Source organism: Bradyrhizobium sp. STM 3561, assembly GCF_045571455.1.
In the GTDB taxonomy this organism is placed as follows: Bacteria; Pseudomonadota; Alphaproteobacteria; order Rhizobiales; family Xanthobacteraceae; genus Bradyrhizobium; species Bradyrhizobium vignae.
Genome location: NZ_CP120695.1, coordinates 5,383,297 through 5,400,612, shown reverse-complemented (window position 1 = coordinate 5,400,612; position 17,316 = coordinate 5,383,297). Strand labels below are relative to the sequence as shown.

The 17,316-nt window shown below is 63.1% G+C and carries 12 protein-coding genes and 2 pseudogenes; 10 read left to right on the top strand and 4 right to left on the bottom strand.

Annotated elements, in window-relative coordinates; all coding sequences use genetic code 11:
- Positions 1 to 284 precede the first annotated feature (284 nt).
- Positions 285 to 914 (bottom strand): FMN-binding negative transcriptional regulator, encoded by a 630-nt coding sequence (locus P6U28_RS25555; RefSeq protein WP_122401280.1) that lies wholly within the window; start codon positions 912 to 914, stop codon positions 285 to 287.
- 732 nt (positions 915 to 1,646) lie between these two features.
- Here P6U28_RS25555 and P6U28_RS25550 point away from each other — a divergent pair.
- From P6U28_RS25550 to P6U28_RS25515, 8 genes and pseudogenes are all read left to right on the top strand, one after another.
- Positions 1,647 to 2,850 (top strand): annotated as a pseudogene (locus P6U28_RS25550) (cytochrome P450).
- Positions 2,851 to 2,942: 92 nt separating this feature from the next.
- On the top strand, positions 2,943 to 4,232 hold the full coding sequence (locus tag P6U28_RS25545; protein ID WP_407120188.1) for a cytochrome P450: 1,290 nt from the start codon (positions 2,943 to 2,945) through the stop codon (positions 4,230 to 4,232).
- The gene (locus P6U28_RS25540; RefSeq protein ID WP_122401282.1) at positions 4,232 to 4,540 is read left to right on the top strand and encodes a ferredoxin; all 309 of its coding nucleotides are present in this window, start codon (positions 4,232 to 4,234) and stop codon (positions 4,538 to 4,540) included. Before P6U28_RS25545 ends, P6U28_RS25540 begins: the two co-directional genes overlap by 1 nt.
- Entirely contained in the window at positions 4,527 to 5,372 is an 846-nt protein-coding gene (locus tag P6U28_RS25535; protein ID WP_129145608.1) for an SDR family oxidoreductase, read from the top strand. The genes P6U28_RS25540 and P6U28_RS25535 overlap by 14 nt, the downstream gene beginning before the upstream one ends.
- Entirely contained in the window at positions 5,372 to 6,715 is a 1,344-nt protein-coding gene (locus tag P6U28_RS25530; RefSeq protein ID WP_407120187.1) for a cytochrome P450, read from the top strand. The genes P6U28_RS25535 and P6U28_RS25530 overlap by 1 nt, the downstream gene beginning before the upstream one ends.
- A gap of 132 nt (positions 6,716 to 6,847) precedes the next feature.
- A complete protein-coding gene (locus P6U28_RS25525; RefSeq protein ID WP_407123118.1) occupies positions 6,848 to 7,846 on the top strand; it encodes a polyprenyl synthetase family protein in 999 nt (332 codons plus the stop codon).
- Positions 7,847 to 8,127: 281 nt separating this feature from the next.
- Entirely contained in the window at positions 8,128 to 9,651 is a 1,524-nt protein-coding gene (locus P6U28_RS25520; RefSeq protein WP_209296019.1) for a hypothetical protein, read from the top strand.
- A gap of 22 nt (positions 9,652 to 9,673) precedes the next feature.
- Positions 9,674 to 10,576, top strand: a complete 903-nt coding sequence (locus tag P6U28_RS25515; RefSeq protein WP_122401287.1) for a terpene synthase family protein — start codon at positions 9,674 to 9,676, stop codon at positions 10,574 to 10,576.
- 794 nt (positions 10,577 to 11,370) lie between these two features.
- Here the strand turns inward: P6U28_RS25515 and P6U28_RS25510 are convergent.
- From P6U28_RS25510 to P6U28_RS25500, 3 genes are all read right to left on the bottom strand, one after another.
- Positions 11,371 to 12,576, bottom strand: a complete 1,206-nt coding sequence (locus tag P6U28_RS25510) for an integrase core domain-containing protein (protein ID WP_122400437.1) — start codon at positions 12,574 to 12,576, stop codon at positions 11,371 to 11,373.
- A gap of 574 nt (positions 12,577 to 13,150) precedes the next feature.
- Positions 13,151 to 13,525 carry a hypothetical protein gene (locus tag P6U28_RS25505; RefSeq protein WP_129146445.1) on the bottom strand — a complete coding sequence of 125 codons (375 nt, stop codon included), beginning with the start codon at positions 13,523 to 13,525 and terminating at the stop codon, positions 13,151 to 13,153.
- Positions 13,526 to 13,780: 255 nt separating this feature from the next.
- Entirely contained in the window at positions 13,781 to 14,377 is a 597-nt protein-coding gene (locus P6U28_RS25500) for a phasin family protein (RefSeq protein WP_129146444.1), read from the bottom strand.
- A gap of 233 nt (positions 14,378 to 14,610) precedes the next feature.
- Between P6U28_RS25500 and P6U28_RS25495 the strand changes: the two genes are divergently transcribed.
- Together P6U28_RS25495 and P6U28_RS25490 are read left to right on the top strand one after the other, a co-directional pair.
- The gene (locus tag P6U28_RS25495) at positions 14,611 to 15,552 is read left to right on the top strand and encodes an alpha/beta fold hydrolase (RefSeq protein ID WP_129146443.1); all 942 of its coding nucleotides are present in this window, start codon (positions 14,611 to 14,613) and stop codon (positions 15,550 to 15,552) included.
- Positions 15,553 to 16,029: 477 nt separating this feature from the next.
- Positions 16,030 to 17,244: pseudogene (locus tag P6U28_RS25490) on the top strand (IS701 family transposase).
- The last annotated feature ends 72 nt before the right edge of the window (positions 17,245 to 17,316 follow it).

Genomic DNA, 17,316 nt, shown 5'->3' with positions numbered 1-17,316 from the left:
TTCTGGATCGCTTTGTTTTAACCAATGGCCATCCCAGGCGGCGCGGGATCCGCAAAGTCGAATGGGCTTTCGAAAGTCTGAACGCTTACTGTGGGCGTTGTACTGGACCTGACATGAGATTGTCCCTTTGTCAGAATGCCGACAGGTGTCTGCGCAGTGCGGCAAGCCCGAGGCGACGTTTCCGTTCGTGAATTTCGCGAGGTAATTGATGGCCCGACGCTGGAGTCTATGAGAGCTGTAGATGTAAGATGGCTGCGGCGCTGCTGGTCATGCACATTATCGTCTCAGTCCTGAACCAAGATAAGAGCTGAAACTTCCTGGTCCCGTGCCATTTTGCTCGCCGCTAGGCCCGTGGCGATACCAATGCGATCAGGCGCGGGGCGGTTTTGGCTCATCTTGCGTTTGCCTTCGACCATGGTGATCGGGATGCGCACGCCGACGATTGCACGCAACTGAGCGGCGATGAAATCCGCGGGAGCATCGCTGACGGCCCAGGGCGTCGCACGTGACGTTTCATGGATATTCGTCAGACGCGTCACAACCTCAAGCAGGCGAGTGGGATCCTCGAAGAACTCAATCGGCCCATGGGCGTGGACTGCGATGTAATTCCATGTCGGCACCACATGTTCAGCTTGTCGCTTGCTGGGATACCAGGATGGGGTCACATAAGCCTCTGCGCCAGCAAAGATCGCCAGAGCTTCTCCGATCGGGGCCGTGCGCCACTGGGGATTGCCCTTCGCCAGGTGCCCGTATAGCGCGCCGTGTTCGCCTTCGCTCTCATCGAGGAAGAGCGGAAGAGGCGTCGCAAGTGGCCCATCTGATGTCGCTGTCACTAGGTTGGCCAATCGGGCGCAGCGGATTGTCGCTCGAATGTTCTCGATGTCGTCATCTCGAAAGTGGGTTGGTATGTACATGAGGCTCTCCGTTGGCGGTCGTCGAGATAAACCACCTCGATATGCGAGAAAACTGTCAGTTTCGGTCGCTCCCGTATTGCTACTCCGGTTCCTCTTTTGACGTGACGACTTCGGATTTATTCGGGACGCGGGCGATTCCATTCAGCCGCTTCGGTCCGTCGAGTTGCTGTTGGGGTTGTGTTTCCGTAGCTATTCTCCTGCGGGCTGAGCCGGGCATTCATGGACCATTACAGGTCTCACCCGGCGGTCGCCTGTATGAAGCGATCCGGCAGCTGTCCTTCGACGCGCACCGAGTCGCGTTTGGCGAGCTAGTCCTTGATCTTAGGAACAGGAATTCGCCCGAGGGCGTCGCCGTGTGCAGGGTCTTGGTCAGCGATCGGAACCGATTGTCCTTGAGCGAGGTCACGATGGCGAGCCGAGCAGCGCATCGCGCTGCAGGTCCGTGTTCTCAGATGCGCATGAGACCAACCAACATGGGCGGATACCCCTTTAAAATAGGTTTTCCAAATGCAGCGCCTGGCGACAGAGTTTCCGCGTTTTTTCGGCACCAGGCGCTTAGCGGGCTACTACAAGATTCGGTAGCTGGCCAAAGCCAACTTGAGGCCCTAGGACTCGGTTGCCTTCCCGCCGATCATCATCGACGAACAGAAGTGAACGCAAGCGCACGTAGGGTGACCACAGCGCCTGCGGGCACCTTCCGCCCTTCCATAGTTTAGAGAGTGAAGTGCCACCGTGTCCGAACAACCACTGCCGATGCTGCCGATGTGGCGCGTCGATCACATTGAGCCCTCGCCCGAGATGTTGGCGCTACGCGCGAACGGTCCGATCCACCGCGTGCGTTTCCCGTCCGGGCACGAAGGCTGGTGGGTGACAGGCTACGACGAGGCCAAGGCCGCGCGGTCCGACGCGGCGTTCCGGCCGGCGGGAATGCCGCCGACGGCGTTCACCCCGGATTCGGTGATCCTCGGTTCGCCGGGGTGGCTCGTCTCGCACGAGGGGGGCGAGCATGTCCGGTTACGCACGCTCGTTGCCCCGGCTTTCAGCAGCCGCAGGGTGAAGCTGCTGGCGCCGCATGTCGAGGCGATCGCTGCGCAGTTATTCGAGAACCTGGCAGTCCAGCGCCAGCCCGCCGACTTGCGGCGCCACCTCTCGTTTCCGCTTCCGGCCATGGTCATCAGCGCCCTGATGGGCCTGCTCTACGAGGATCATGCCCTTTTTGCTCGCCTGTCCGACGAAGTGATGACGCACCAGCATGAAAGCGGCCCGCGCAGCCTGTCGCGCTTGGCTTGGGAAGAGCTGCGCGCCTACATTCGCGACAAGATGCGGGATAAGCGCCAGGATCCGGGCGACAACCTGCTGATTGATCTGCTCGCGGCGGTCGACCCAGGGCAAGTCGACCGAGGAAGAAGCGATAGGCCTGGCGGCAGGCATGTTGGTGGCGGGGCACGAGAGCACCGTCGCCCAGATCGAATGCGGCCTACTGGCCATGTTCCGCCATCCGAAACAGCGCGAGCGCCTGGTCGGCGATCCATCCCTGGTGGACAGCGCGGTGGAGGAAATCCTGCGCATGTACCCGCCGGGCGCGGGCTGGGACGGCATCATGCGCTATCCGAGGACCGACGTGACCATCGCGGGCGTGCATATTCCCGCCGAGAGCAAGGTGCTGGTCGGCCTGCCGGCAACATCGTTCGATCCGCGCCATTTCGACGAGCCGGAAATCTTCGACATCGGGCGCCAGGAAAAGCCGCACCTGGCGTTCTCCTACGGGCCGCACTCCTGCATCGGCGGGGAGCTGGCCAGGCTGGAACTCAAGGCGGTGTTCGGTTCGATCTTCCAGCGCTTTCCCGCGCTGCGCCTAGCCGTCGCGCCTGAACAATCGAGGTTGCGCAAGGAGATCATCACTGGCGGGTTCGAGGAGTTCCCGGTTTTCTGGTGATGGAGCAGCGCTGGGGGAAGCGATCCGTATCCGCGGTTTGCCGGCGCACCTGCCGTGCACCGGTCAGATCAGCCAGCTAACCGGTAACAAAGATGGACGTGCAAGAAACCACGGCAGCATGCCGGGACGCCTTCGCCGAACTCGGGTCGCCGGCGTGGGTCCACGACCCGTATCCGTTCATGCGGTGGTTGCGCGAGCACGACCCGGTGCATCGCGCGGCGTCGGGCCTCTTTCTGTTGAGCCGCCACGCCGACATCTACTGGGCCCTCAAGGCCACGGGCGATGCGTTTCGGGGACCGGCGCCGGGCGAACTGGCGCGCTATTTTCCGCATGCGGCGACCAGCCTGTCGCTCAATCTGCTGGCCTCCACGCTAGCGATGAAGGACCCACCGACGCATACGCATCTGCGCCGGCTGATCTCGCGCGATTTCACCATGGGCCAGATCGACAACCTGCGGCCGAGCATCGCGCGGATCGTCGAAGCGCGGCTGGACGGCTTGGCGCCCGCGCTGGAGCGCGGGGAGGCCGTGGACCTGCATCGGGAATTCGCGCTGGCCGTGCCCATACTGGTCTTCGCCGAACTGTTTGGCATGCCTCGGGACGACATGTTCGGGCTCGCCGCGGGCATCGGCGCCATTCTGGAAGGCCTGAGCCCACACGCCAGCGATTCCCGGCTCGCCGCGGCGGACGCGGCCAGTGCCAAAGTGAAGGCCTATTTCGGCGCTCTCATACAGAGCAAGCGCACCGATCCGTGCCAAGACATCGTGTCGATGCTGGTCCTCGCACACGACGATGATGCCGACACGCTTTCAGATGCGGAGTTGATCAGCATGTTGTGGGGCATGCTGCTGGGTGGCTTCGCCACCACTGCTGCGACCATCGACCATGCGGTCCTGGCGATGCTGGCCTATCCCGAACAGCGGCAGTGGCTGCAGGGAGACGCCATGCGGGTGAAGGCATTCGTCGAAGAGGTCCTGCGTTGCGACGCGCCCGCCATGTTCAGCTCCATTCCGCGTATCGCCCAGCACGACATCGAATTATGCGGCGTGGTGATCCCGAAGAACGCGGACGTGCGCGTGCTGATCGCATCTGGGAATCGCGACCCCGACGCCTTCGCCGATCCCGACCGCTTCGATCCTGCCCGGTTCTACGGCACTAGTCCCGGCATGTCGACCGACGGGAAGATCATGCTGAGCTTCGGTCACGGCATCCACTTCTGCCTCGGTGCGCAACTGGCCCGGGTGCAGTTGGCCGAAAGTTTGCCGCGGATTCAGGCGCGCTTCCCCACGCTGGCATTGGCCGAGCTGCCGACCCGGGAGCCCTCCGCATTCCTTAGGACGTTCCGCGCGCTTCCGGTGCGGCTGCATGCGCAGGGGCTGTGATGCGAGTCTTAGTCGACCAGGATCTGTGCGGAACCAGCGGACAGTGCGCGCTGACGCTACCGGGTATTTTTCGCCAGCGCGAATCGGACGGCGTGGCCGAAGTGTGCCGGGCGACAGTTCCGCAGGCGCTGCACGCGGCCGTGCGGCTCGCAGCTAGCCAGTGCCCGGTCGCCGCCATTCGAGTCATCAGAAGCGAAACTCGCGGTGACGAGCGCGCCAGCGCCGACAGTGCGCCTTCTCCGGCGGACACGGAGCGGCATGCCGCGAGAGACCAACGCAATCCAGGAGGACACCATGGGACGGTTTGAAGGCAAGGTGGCCGTGGTGACCGGCGCCGGCGCCGGGATCGGCAAGGCATGCGCCCTCGCCATCGCGCGCGAGGGCGGCAGAGTGGTGGTAGCCGACATCGATGGTTCGGCGGCCACGACGTGTGCCGCGCAAATCGCGGCCGAGGCGGGCCACGCGCTGGCTCTGGCCATCGACATCGCCGAGGCGCAGGCTGTGGCAGCGCTGTTCGATGCGGCGGAGCGGCACTTCAGTGCGGTCGATCTCCTGGTGAACAATGCGGGCGCCATGCATCTGACCCCGCGCGACTGCGCGATCCTCGACCTGGACCTGGCGGTCTGGGATGAGACCATGGCAACCAATCTGCGCGGCACATTGCTCTGCTGCCGGCGGGCCATCCCAGGGATGATCGCCCGCGGCGGTGGCGCGATCGTCAACATGTCGTCGTGCCAGGGGCTCAGCGGTGACACCACGCTGACGTCCTACGCCGCATCGAAGGCGGCGATGAACATGCTATCGGCCTCGCTCGCCACCCAGTACGGTCATGCGCAGATCCGCTGCAACGCGGTTGCGCCAGGTCTCATCATGACCGAGCGTCTCCTGGCCAAGCTGGACGAGTGCATGCAACGGCATCTGCGCCGGCACCAGCTCCTGCCGCGCGTCGGCAGCCCCGAGGACGTGGCCGCGCTGGTGGCGTTCCTACTCTCTGACGATGCTGCGTTCATCACCGGCCAAGTGGTGTGCATCGACGGCGGCATGCTGGCGCATGTGCCGACGTACGCCGACGGTGGAAACAGCCGCGCCGCGCCGCCTTCCGGCGAGACCACCGAAGCGGCTGCGTCGCCGCGCTGGTGATGGACATGCTGCTCAACCCGCTGAACCGTCGAGATCGGCTGCGGCACGACATCCCGGTCGTGCGCGGCGCTTTCCCCTTGGTCGGGCACCTTCCCGCCATCGTCTGCGACCTGCCGCGCCTGCTGCGGCGTGCGGAACGGACGCTGGGCAGTCACTTCTGGCTGGACTTCGGCCCTGCCGGACACATGGTGACCTGTCTGGATCCGGATGCGATCGCACTGCTCCGGCACAAGGACGTGTCCTCGGCGCTGATCGAAGATATCGCGCCCGAATTGTTTGGTGGAACGTTGGTCGCCCAGGACGGCGGCGCGCACCGGCAGGCGCGCGGTGCGATCCAGGCGGCGTTCCTGCCCACGGGGCTAACCCAGGCTGGCATCGGCGAGCTGTTCGCGCCCGTCATCCGGGCGTGGGTGCAGAGGTGGCGCGACCGGGGAGACGTAACCATCCTGCGCGAAACCGGCGATCTAATGCTCAAACTCATCTTCAGCCTCATGGGAATCCCCGCGCAGGACCTGCCGGAATGGCGTCGCAAGTACCGGCAACTGCTGCAGTTGATCGTCGCGCCCCCGGTCGACCTGCCCGGACTGCCCTTGCGGCGCGGTCGCGCCGCCCAAGACTGGATCGATGCGCGGTTGCGGGAGTTCGTTCGCGACGCGCGCGAACATGCCGCGCGCACCGGGTTGATCAACGACATGGTGAGCGCCTTCGATCGCAGCGACGATGCGCTCTCCGATGAGGTCTTAGTCGCCAATATCCGCTTGCTGCTGCTCGGTGGTCACGACACCACGGCCTCGACTATGGCCTGGATAGTAATCGAGCTGGCGCGGCAGCCTGGGCTATGGGACGCTCTGGTCGAGGAGGCGCAACGCGTGGGCGCGGTGCCGACCCGGCACGCGGACTTGGCGCAGTGTCCGGTCGCCGAAGCGCTGTTCCGTGAGACGCTGCGCATGCATCCGCCGACGCCGCTCCTGGTGCGTCGCGCAGTGCGTGAATTGCCACTCGGCCAACGGCGCATTCCCGCGGGCACCGATCTATGCATCCCGGTGCTGCATTTCTCGACCTCGGCGCTGCTGTACGAGGCGCCTCATCAGTTTCGCCTGACGCGGTGGTTGGAACGCACCGAGCCGATCCGGCCGGTGGACATGCTGCAGTTCGGTACCGGCCCACACGTCTGCATCGGCTACCACCTGGCATGGCTGGAACTGGTGCAATTCTGCATCGCCTTGGCGCTGACCATGCACGAGGGCGGGGCGCGGCCGCGGTTGCTGAGCGGTGTCGAAAAAGGCCGGCGCTATTACCCGACCGCACATCCGTCCATGACTATACGCATCGGATTCTCATGAGCTGGCATCACATGCCCCTGTGGCGCGGCAGCAGTGCCGGCTACGCGCGGCATTGCTGCACTCCGCGCGCGCACGGTGCGACGCAGACAATACCGCGGCGGCTCGCCTGTCAGGGACAAGGACATGAACAACATGCAGCCCGGTTCTACGCCACAGGATGACATAACTGGTGATTCCGCGCTCGGCGGATTGGGCGCTCAGGCGCGCGACGGATCCGGCGGGCTGCTGCCCGAGATCTGGATGCATGAGGGCGCAAACCGGGTCGAACAGGTGCTGGCGCGTCTTCTCTGCGCCGAGCATGACGGTGAGACCGAGCTGATGGCCGCGATGCGCTACGCCACCTTGCATGGGGGGAAGCGCACCCGCGCCTTGCTATGTCTGGCCGCCGGCACACTGGCCGACGCGCCGGCGCACATCCTAGATAAGGTCGGCGCCGCCATTGAGATGATGCACGCCTGTACCTTGGTCCACGACGATCTGCCCGCGATGGACGACGACGTGCTTCGCCGCGGCCTTCCGACCGTGCACGTCAAGTTCGGCGAAGCTACTGCGATCCTGGTCGGCGATGCGCTGCAGGCGCACGCCTTCCTGACCCTGGCGAGCCTCGGCGCGCCGGGCGAGAGCCGTATCGCGCTTGTGCGCGAACTGGCGCAGGCGGTGTCAGCCGAGGGTGCCGCAGGCGGGCAGGCCAGGGACCTGTCGCTGGTTGGAAAGCACGTCGAGCTGGACAGGATCTTGGCGATGCACCAGATGAAGAGCGGAGCGCTAGTGCGCGCGTCCGTTCGCATGGGCGCGCTATGCGCTGTCGCAGAGAATGCCGCGCACGCTGCGCTGTACTGTGCGCTCGATCACTACAGCGCCTGTTTCGGCCTGGCATTGCAGGTGATCGACGACATTCTCGACGTGACAGCGGATATCGCGACGCTGGGCAAGACCCCCGGTAAGGACGCGGCGGCGCAGAAGCCGACCTGCGCGTCGATCATGGGCCTGCCGGCAGCACGCCACTTCGCGCTGGATCTGTTGCGCGATGCCGGGGAGGCGATCGCGCCGCTGGGGTCGCGTGCTGAACGGTTGGCACAACTCCTACAGCGCGCCAACGCGTATCTATCCAAGCACGCGTCATGCGCATGAGCGCGCCCGCGTGGAGACGCCCCCCGTGCCGCAGCGATCGACCGGCGACAGAGGTCCATGCTGCACTTTGTTCAAATCGCGGTCCAGATCGCAGCGGTTGCCCGCCGCGGCGTACGCGGCGGCCTGCGCGCAAGCCTACGCGCCGGACCGGCGCCAGCATCGGGGACCGTCGCCGCGCCGGAGCAGGGCGGCCGTCCGGCGCTGCCTATGCGACGCCGCGACATCCGCGTCGTCTGCCCGATCCCGGTTCTTTTCACTGGTGTGCATAAGGGACATCCAGCGTGAACGTGCTGTCCGAACAGATCCTTTCCGAATTGCGCGTCCTGCTGAGCGAAGTGAGCGATGGTGGCAGCGTCGGCCCGTCTGTCTACGACACGGCGCGGGCGCTGCGCTTCCACGGCAACGTCACCGGTCGGCAGGACGCGTACGCGTGGCTCATCGCGCAACAACAGGCCGACGGCGGATGGGGAAGCGCGGACTTCCCGCTGTTCCGCCATGCGTCCACCTGGGCAGCGTTACTGGCATTGCAGCGTGCCGATCCTCTTCCCGGTGCTGCCGATGCAGTCCAGGCGGCAACCCGGTTCCTCCAGCGCCAGCCCGATCCCTACGCGCATGCGGTGCCGGAAGACGCGCCGATCGGCGCGGAGCTGATCCTGCCGCAGCTTTGCGGTGAGGCCGCATCCTTGCTGGGTACCGTAGCGTTTCCGCGCCATCCAGCGCTGTTGCCGTTGCGGCAAGCGTGCCTGGACAAGCTGGCGGCGGCGGCGATGTTGCCGAGCGGCCATCCGTTGCTACACTCCTGGGAGGCCTGGGGGACGTCGCCGACGACCGCATGCCCGGATGACGATGGCAGCATCGGCATCAGTCCTGCGGCCACTGCCGCGTGGCTTGCGCACGCCATGACGCGGGGAAGCACGCCGCAGGCCGGGCGCGCCGATGCGTATCTCCGGATGGCATCGCGGGCGACGCGCAGCGGCGTCGAAGGCGTCGTTCCCAACGTCTGGCCGATCAATGTTTTCGAGCCATGCTGGTCGCTGTACACCCTGCATCTGGCCGGACTGTTCGCGCATCCCGGGCTCGCCGAGCCGGTCCGCGTGATTGTCGCACAGCTCGACGCCCGCCTGAGCGTGCGCGGTCTAGGCCCCGCCTTGCATTTCGCAGCTGATGCGGACGACACCGCCATTGCGTTGTGCGTCCTGCACATTGCAGGCCGCGACGCGGCGGTCGATGCATTGCGCCATTTTGAAACCGGCGAGCTGTTCGTCACCTTCCCCGGCGAGCGCAATGCCTCGCTGTCGACCAACATCCACGCCCTGCATGCGTTGCGACTGCTGGGAAAGCCCGCCGCCGGCACCAGCGCCTACGTCGAGGCCAGTCGCAACCCGCACGGTCTCTGGGACAACGAAAAATGGCACGTTTCGTGGCTGTATCCCACCGCGCATGCGGTCGCTGCGCTGGCGCAAGGCAAGCCCGAGTGGCGGGACGAGCGCGCGCTGGCGGCACTGCTGCGGGCGCAGCGCGGCGACGGCGGCTGGGGCGCCGGTCGCGCGTCCACATTCGAGGAAACCGCCTATGCGTTGTTCGCATTACGCGTGATGGACGAGAGAGAAAAAACCCCAGGGCGCCGGCGCATCGCACAGGTGGTGGCGCGTGCGCTAGAGTGGATGCTCGCCCGCCATGCGGCGCATGCATTGCCGAAAACGCCATTGTGGATCGGCAAGGAACTGTATTGCCCCACTCGGGTCGTGCGCGTGGCCGAACTCGCCGGCTTGTGGCTGGCGCTTCGTTGGGGCGGCCCGTCCTGACCGAGAGAGTAGGAGCGACGCCATGATCCAGGCAGAACGCGCGCTGCATCAGGTGCTGGAGTGGGGGCGTACCCTGACCGGGTTCGCCGACGAGCATGCCGTAGAAGCGGTGAACGGCGGCCAGTACATTCTGCAGCGTATCCGCCCGAGCCTGCGCGACATAAGCGTCCGCACCGGTCGCGATCCGCACGACGAAACACTGATCTTGGCGTTCTATCGCGAACTGGCGCTGCTGTTCTGGCTCGACGATTGCAACGACCTTGGCCTGATCGTGCCGGAGCAGCTCGCCGCGGTGGAGCAGGCGCTGGGGCAGGGCGAGCCGTGCGCGCTCCCCGGATTCGAGGGCTGCGCTGTGCTGCGCGCTTCGCTGGCCGCGCTAGCCTACGATCATCGCGACTATGCTCAGCTTCTCGCCGATACCAGGCGCTACTGCGCGGCGCTCCGCGCCGGACACGCGCAGGCGGCAGGGCCGGAACGCTGGTCCTACGCCGAGTACCTGCATAACGGCATCGATTCGATAGCCTACGCCAACGTGTTCTGTTGCCTGTCGTTGCTGTGGGGGCTGGACATGGCGACCTTGCGCGCGCGTCCGGCGTTTCGCCAGGTCCTGCGGCTCATCTCCGCAATAGGGCGCCTGCAGAACGATCTGCATGGACGCGACAAGGACACGTCAGCTGGCGAGGCCGACAACGCGGCGATCCTGCTGCTGCAGCGCTATCCAGCTATGCCTGTGGTGGAGTTCCTCAGCGACGAACTGGCCGGCTATACGCGCATGCTGCACCGGGTGATGGCGGAAGAACGCTTTCCGGCGCCCTGGGGATCGTTGATCGAGGCCATGGCGGCCATCTGCGCGCGGTACTACCAGACCTCGGCCAGCCGCTACCGCAGCGACTCTGCGGGGCGAGGCCAGCGTTCGCCGGCCTGAACGCGCGGGAGGCGGCGGCGTGCGCGCGCTGCCGCGGTTCGGTCCGACGCAACGCCGTCGCCCGGGGCGACGGACGGAGCGAGCATGAGCAACACCGCTCTGAGCCGGCGCAAGGACGACTATCTGGACATGGTGCTGGATCGGCGAAACGATTTGGACGTGTGACCTTTGCCTTCGGAGGGCAACGGTCAGTCAAGGCTGGGAGGCGCCCAGTGCTTTCCGAATAGAAACTGCGCAGCCAGCGGAGTGGTCTCGGCAATTGTGGCCGGCTGTACGAAGGTGTCGACGAACATGAGCCACTGTTCGATTTTTCCCGAATTCTGCCGCTTTAGTCAGATACAGAGGTTCGTCACGTTTCCAAGTACGCCACCAAATGCATTCATAAGAGCTTAGCGCGGATCTAGCGGACTGCCTCATGCGAAGGACGGGATAAGATATCGTAGGTTTGGTTGGTGTGGGGAAAGGCGGTAGCGCTCCCCCGCTACCATGAATTACCTGTCCGGCCCGGAGACATGGGTAACGAAACGTACCTAAGAGATGGGTGACAACCTCGTGCCGATCGGGTTGTCGCGGGGTTTCAAAGTCATCTGCTCCAAGTTCGCTTCAAATTGAGATGGCCTGCAATCTGCTGCATTTCAGCGTGACGCATTCATGGCACGGCTATTTTTGCTCGGCTCGCGCTATCGCCGTCAACCCCGCGCGTGCCGCGCCCCTTCGGGCTTCGGGGGTTGACCGCGACAGCGGAGCCAAGCAAGTGGCCTTCCATGCCAAGAATGCACAAGAGCGCGTCTCCGTCAGGGCGCCGTGGTCGTGGCGGGGACATCGGTGATGGGCCTCGGACCGAACGGGTTGTCGAGAGGTTGCAAGGTCTTCTGTTCGAGATCGAAATAGCCGAGATCGTAATGCATGAAGCTGACGAGCCAGATGCCCTCGTCGACCTCCTTGATGCCGAGCTTCTGGCCAGCCAGGACGGTTGAGATGTTGATCCTCTTGCGATGCAGGCAGAGGCGGCCGCAGGCAGTGACGACGACGTCGCGGTCGTGGAAGGGATAGCTCAACTCCGGCAGGCCGGCATAGGCCCGCGCTGAGGCCGTGTAGACCTCGGCAGGGCACTTCATGCCGAGCGCCTCGTGGGGGCGCTCGGTATTGAACTCGTGCACGAAGGCATCGAAGCGCTCCTGCTGTTGCAGGCTGTTGAAGCCAGGCGGCCTGGTGGCCTCCTTCTTGAGGGTGAGGTGCATGCGCTCGTGCCGGCCATTTTGTTGCGGATGACCTGGCTTGATGCGCTCGATGGCGATACCGAGGCGGAGCCACCATACCGAGAGCTTGGAAAGATTGAACAAGGCATTGGGACTGGCAAACGGCACGCCATTGTCGGACCGAATGGCAAGCGGCAGGCCGCGCTCGCGGAACAGGCGCTCGAAGGCGGTCATGGCAGGCTCCTCGCGCGTGGAGTCGAGCGCCTCGCACAGCAGCAGGAAGCGCGCGGCATGATCGCTGACGGTCAGCGGGAAGCAGTAATGGCTGTTGCCAAGCTTGAACTCGCCTTTGAAGTCGGCGCACCAGACATCGTTCGGGGCAGTCCCTTGCGATAGCGACGTGCCGCGCGCGCGATGGCGCGGCCCGCCGCCCCGCCTGACCAGGCCGTGGCGATCGAGCACCGCATGAATGGTGCTTTTGGCCGGCACCCGGACATCGCCGTCGAGCCGTCGCACCAGGAGTTCGCGGATCTTGCGGGCCCCCCAATGCGGCTTCTCGGCCTTGAGCTGGACAATCAGCGTCTCGATCTGGGCCGGCAGTTGATTGGCGTAGCGAACCGGCCGCCTGGAGCGGTCGCTCAGCGCCTCCAGGCCATGTTCCTTGTAGCGATCGAAAATCTTGTAGCCGGTCTTACGGGAGATGCCGAACTCCCGGCAGACATCCGTCATGGCTTCCCCGTCCAACAGGCGGGCGACAAAGCGAAGGCGCTCCTCCATTACCGAACTCGCTTTCCACGGCATCCACACCTCCCGCAGAACAAAAGCGGAAAGTGTAACCCATGTGCCCGGTACGTTCTGTCACCTATGTCTCGGGCCGCTCACCCGTCTTATCAGCAGGTTAGCTGGGTTGAAGGCCGCAGCGCAATGCGCGAAACCTCCCCGTAGCAAAACGGTAGCAGCGCAGCTCTTGTTTTTTCACCGGAAAACGAATCCTTGCTGAGAAGCAAATCTTCTGAAGGGAAGCGCGCGACCAAGTGAAGATCGGTTACTTCACTTAATCCCTTCTCTTTCAAGGATTCCAAGGATTCGCCGTATCGGCCAACTTCGCGATTTGCTGCCACGCCGAGTTCGATCTGATGCGGACAAGACCAGCTGACTCCTAATCAGCGGGTCCCAGGTTCGAGCCCTGGTGCGCCCACCACCCTTAAGAGATTGGCCCGCAAGGGCTTTTTTTAATTTCGCGACAGAACAAGCCGGGTCTCGTGCGACGCTTTTAATGGTCGTACGTCGCACGCCGTGCGACGAGTCGGATAATTAGGGCCGAAGGCCATCCACCGCTGAAACGCGCAGCCAAATGAGACCTATCGGTCTGCGTTCAGCTCTTCATGCCTTCCGTCCGCACCTGCAATTCAAGCCTGTCGATGCCGGAATCGGCGAGAGCCGCATTGCGGGCGCGATAGTGCTTCACGATGGTCTGCGCGCTTCGGTATGAATGCCCTGTGATGTCGCAGATCGTCAGCAAGTCGCAGCCAGCCCGATCGAGAAGCATGACGCAGGTATCGCGTAGGTCCTGGTCATGCTTTTGGTCGAGTTCGCCGGCGCCGTTGACGAACATTAGGGTGGGGCAAGGCTTCACGTGCCATGCTGTCTCGTCGCCATTGCTGTCGCGAGCGGTCTGCGCATCCAGCCATTCCGCTAATGCGCGCTTGCGCTGATCGACCGCTCGAGCGCGCTGCGCTTCCGAGATCATGGACGCACTCACGTTGAACGCAGCGGCGATCCGCCTCTGGGGCTCACCGTTCTGCTGTCCTGCGAGCGCGATCCGCAGCTGCTCGGGGGTCAACTTGAACAAAAAGAAGTGGCTCTTCGCCTATCGATGCTCGAGCAGTGTCTTGAGCTGACTGTGGATTATTGTGGAAGCGAAGCCGGAATTTTCGCGAGCCAGGACAGGCACAGGCGAGGCTGAGGGTCCGCCGCGCCGGTGGCATGATTGTACCAGCCGCCCTTAGGCAGCCTGCCGCATGCGTTCGATGCTCTGAGTTATATGATTTCCGGCATCGTCCGCCACCTTCAGAGACAAGTCGGCCATCCGGCGGTGGGTATCCAACGCACTCTTGATCGTGTCACGCATCAGATCGGTTTGCACAGCGGCCAAATCGTGAGGAGTGCGGCAACTCCAGAGTTCATTCATGCGATCCATGTTCCTCTCGATCTGCTGTCGCATGAAATCGAAGTACTCGCGCGACGCACCGTTCATTCCTTTCGCGACTGCGGTCGTAGAATACATGATTGCTTCGGCATTGCGGACCGAGCGTTCCGCTGCCTGCTGCGCCTCATTGCCGCTCAAACCGAACGTGCGACCCAGCTGATCAGTCGAGCGGCCCATCATGGCCGCCGCCATGTCGAGTCCGAAGCGCCAGGCGTTTTGCAACATCTCGGTATTTTGCCGCAAGAGATGGCCGCTGGCTTGCGCCACCTCCTCCCCAGCCTCGGCGGTGGCCAAGCCGATCCGTCTGGTCTGCTCCGCGGTCCTCTCGCCGGCGCGGCGGATTGTGTCCTCAGGGCTTTGGGTGGGTTTTTCCTCTGGGCGTGGATTGGTCATTTCGTTGCTCCATCGTTCTTGTTCGTGAGGCGGATCGCTTTGCGCTGCGTCACATGCGATCCTTGGCGAGCAAACGTGAGCAATTCTGGACCGTTCCGGGCCGAGCGATCTTTTAATCAATCCTCCGCGATTGCGCGCAGGAACGAGCACTTCAACTTCCAATTATTGCTTGATCTGGCTCGTCTGCTCGCGCTCCGGGCCAGATGTTGTTGGTCCTAGCGCAAGGCTCAGTCATGACCACCGCTGAAACCGTACTGCTCATCGCGACCCTGTTGTTGGCGCTTCTCGTCATCGGCAACATCGGCTTCTCCAAGCTGGCCGAGCGAAGGAATCCGCCTATCGGCAAGTTTCTCGAGTGCGACGGCGTGGTACTCCACTATATCGATCGGGGCGATCCCGCGGCTCCTTGCGTCTTGCTGCTTCATGGCAATGGATCCATGATCCAGGACTTCATAATCGGTGGGCTGGTCGATCTTCTTGCCCGCAGCAATCGCGTGGTATGCTTCGACCGCCCGGGCTTTGGCTACAGTCAGCGGCCGCGGCTCCGAGTATGGAGCGCAGCTGCTCAAGCAGCTCTGCTGGTGAAGGGGCTCGAGCAACTCGGGATCCGCGATCCCGTGGTGCTGGGCCATTCTTGGGGCGCCTTGGTCGCTATCGCTCTCGGCATGCGGAAGGATTATCCGATCCGCGGTCTTGTACTTGCGTCCGGCTACTACTTCCCGACCTTCCGATTGGATGTGTGGTTGATGTCAGGTCCGGCCATACCGGTCTTGGGCGACTTGGTCAGCTACACCGTCGCGCCGATCATCTCGTGGGCCATGTTGCCCGGAGCCCTCCGCAAGATTTTCGCGCCCCGATCCGTCCCGTCGACATTTAAGAATGAATTTCCAGCGTCTCTCGTTCTCAGGCCCACACAATTGAGGGCGGCTGCGCAGGAAAGCGCACTCCTCATTCCAACTGCAACACAGTTCCAAGCTCACTATTCGACTATGGGTCCCCGCGTAAAAATATTCCATGGAGCAGAGGACCAGGTGATCGAACAGAAACAAGCTCGAGATTTACATCAAGCGCTGCCTCGGTCCGATCTTCACCTAATTCCGAATGCCGGACATATGGTCACGCACGCAGAACCCGCTGCCATTGCCGAGGCCATCAATTCAATGACGAAATATTAGGAGGGCTTGTCTAGCCGGCCTATCCTCCGGCTCATCCCGTCTGAACTCACTTGGATCCTCAGAGTAATCGAACAACCCGCCCGCGCCCGACACTGCGCCAGCACGTTGCGACTTCACGCAGGTCTGCGCGAGGCCCGACCGCGATACGTCTCCGGCGAAGAATGATATTTCCCCGCACCACCTCGAAGTTTAATCTGCTTGCGCGTTGAGCGACTAAAGCAGTCTTAGACGAATAACCTATCGCGATTGACCGTGTTGGCGTTTTCACACAGCCAAGACCCTTACCGGTCCGCAGCCCTCGGAGGTGAAACAGCTCGTGCCGGAATTATGACTACGCGGCCTAGCACTACTTTGGCAGATTGTTGATTTTGGCGCGTTTTATAGGATTCCCGAATCAATTTTTCAATGATTCATGGGTGGTCGGCTCTTGGAGGGCTGACCATGCCGGGATAGGAAGACGAACTCGAACGCTGGCTGATGCCGTTCTTGGACCGACTGGGTCATAAGACCCGGCAGCGGATGTGTCCTCTGTATGTTGCGGGATTGATCGGTCCCGGCGATCGTAAGAGCGTTCAGCCGATGGCGGAACGCCTTGCCACCAGCACCTACGACCAGTTGCACCATTTCATTGCGGACGGTGTCTGGGACGCGACGCCGCTGGAGACAGAGTTGCTCAACCAGGCGGACCGACTTGTCGGCGGCAGGGATGCGGTGCTGGTTATTGATGACACCTCACTTCCCAAGAAGGGTGAGCGCTCGGTCGGTGTTGCGGCTCAATACGCCTCGGCTCTCGGTAAAACGGCAAATTGCCAAACACTGGTGTCTTTGACGCTTGCGCGCGGCGAAGTACCCGTGATGGTCGCGTTACGTCTCTTTCTGCCTGACAGTTGGACAAGCGACGATCTCGTTTGAAGCGCGCTCGCGTGCCAGTCGAACATCGAACGCCACGGTCCAAGCCGGAGATTGCTTTGGCCGAGATTGACCGCGCGATAGCAGCCAACGTGCGCTTTGGATATGTGCTGGCGGATGCAGGATACGGCCTCAGCGCACCGTTTCGACAAGGGCTAACAGAGCGCGGGCTGGTCTGGGCTGTCGGAATCCCGCGGCACCTGAAAGTGTATCCGGTCGATGTGTTTCATTTGGCCGATTACCAAAGCCCGCGGGAAACCACGAAAGCACCACGTGCCCGATATCTTATCAATTGCGGCCGAGCAAATGCTGGCCGGCGCCAAATGGAAAACCGTGAGTTGGCGTAGCGGGACGAAAGGTCGGCTTAAAGCCCAATTTGCTGCGGTCCGTGTCCGGACCGCCGACGGCCCTCCGCAGCGGATATGGGATAAAGGTCAGCAGCATCTCCCAGGCGACGAAGCCTGGCTCATTGGCGAGCAACGTGCGTCCGGGGAGAAGAAATACTATCTGGCCAATCTTCCGGCGGCGACGGATCTGCGCACGCTGGCCGCCACCATCAAGGCACGGTGGATTTGTGAGCAGGCGCATCAGCAGTTGAAGGAGGAACTTGGACTTGATCACTTCGAAGGGCGATCATGGCAAGGTCTTCATCGCCACGCCCTGATGACAATGATTGCCTACGCCTTCCTGCAACATCGTCGCCTCGCATACGCGGGGCGGAAAAAGAATCTACGGGCCTCCGCCTCAGCCAACCATGCCAGCCGTACGTCACGCCATCGTTGATCTCATCCTTCGGCCGCCGTCTCAGCATTGCCCATATTGCCGAAGGCAAATCCGTGAAAAACAGCGGCGAAA

Coding starts and splice junctions, on each gene's coding strand:
- P6U28_RS25555 (WP_122401280.1), bottom strand. CDS start 914: ATGTACATACCAACCCACTTTCGAGATGACGACATCGAGAACATTCGA.
- P6U28_RS25545 (WP_407120188.1), top strand. CDS start 2,943: ATGGACGTGCAAGAAACCACGGCAGCATGCCGGGACGCCTTCGCCGAA.
- P6U28_RS25540 (WP_122401282.1), top strand. CDS start 4,232: ATGCGAGTCTTAGTCGACCAGGATCTGTGCGGAACCAGCGGACAGTGC.
- P6U28_RS25535 (WP_129145608.1), top strand. CDS start 4,527: ATGGGACGGTTTGAAGGCAAGGTGGCCGTGGTGACCGGCGCCGGCGCC.
- P6U28_RS25530 (WP_407120187.1), top strand. CDS start 5,372: ATGGACATGCTGCTCAACCCGCTGAACCGTCGAGATCGGCTGCGGCAC.
- P6U28_RS25525 (WP_407123118.1), top strand. CDS start 6,848: ATGCAGCCCGGTTCTACGCCACAGGATGACATAACTGGTGATTCCGCG.
- P6U28_RS25515 (WP_122401287.1), top strand. CDS start 9,674: ATGATCCAGGCAGAACGCGCGCTGCATCAGGTGCTGGAGTGGGGGCGT.
- P6U28_RS25510 (WP_122400437.1), bottom strand. CDS start 12,576: ATGCCGTGGAAAGCGAGTTCGGTAATGGAGGAGCGCCTTCGCTTTGTC.
- P6U28_RS25505 (WP_129146445.1), bottom strand. CDS start 13,525: ATGATCTCGGAAGCGCAGCGCGCTCGAGCGGTCGATCAGCGCAAGCGC.
- P6U28_RS25500 (WP_129146444.1), bottom strand. CDS start 14,377: ATGACCAATCCACGCCCAGAGGAAAAACCCACCCAAAGCCCTGAGGAC.
- P6U28_RS25495 (WP_129146443.1), top strand. CDS start 14,611: ATGACCACCGCTGAAACCGTACTGCTCATCGCGACCCTGTTGTTGGCG.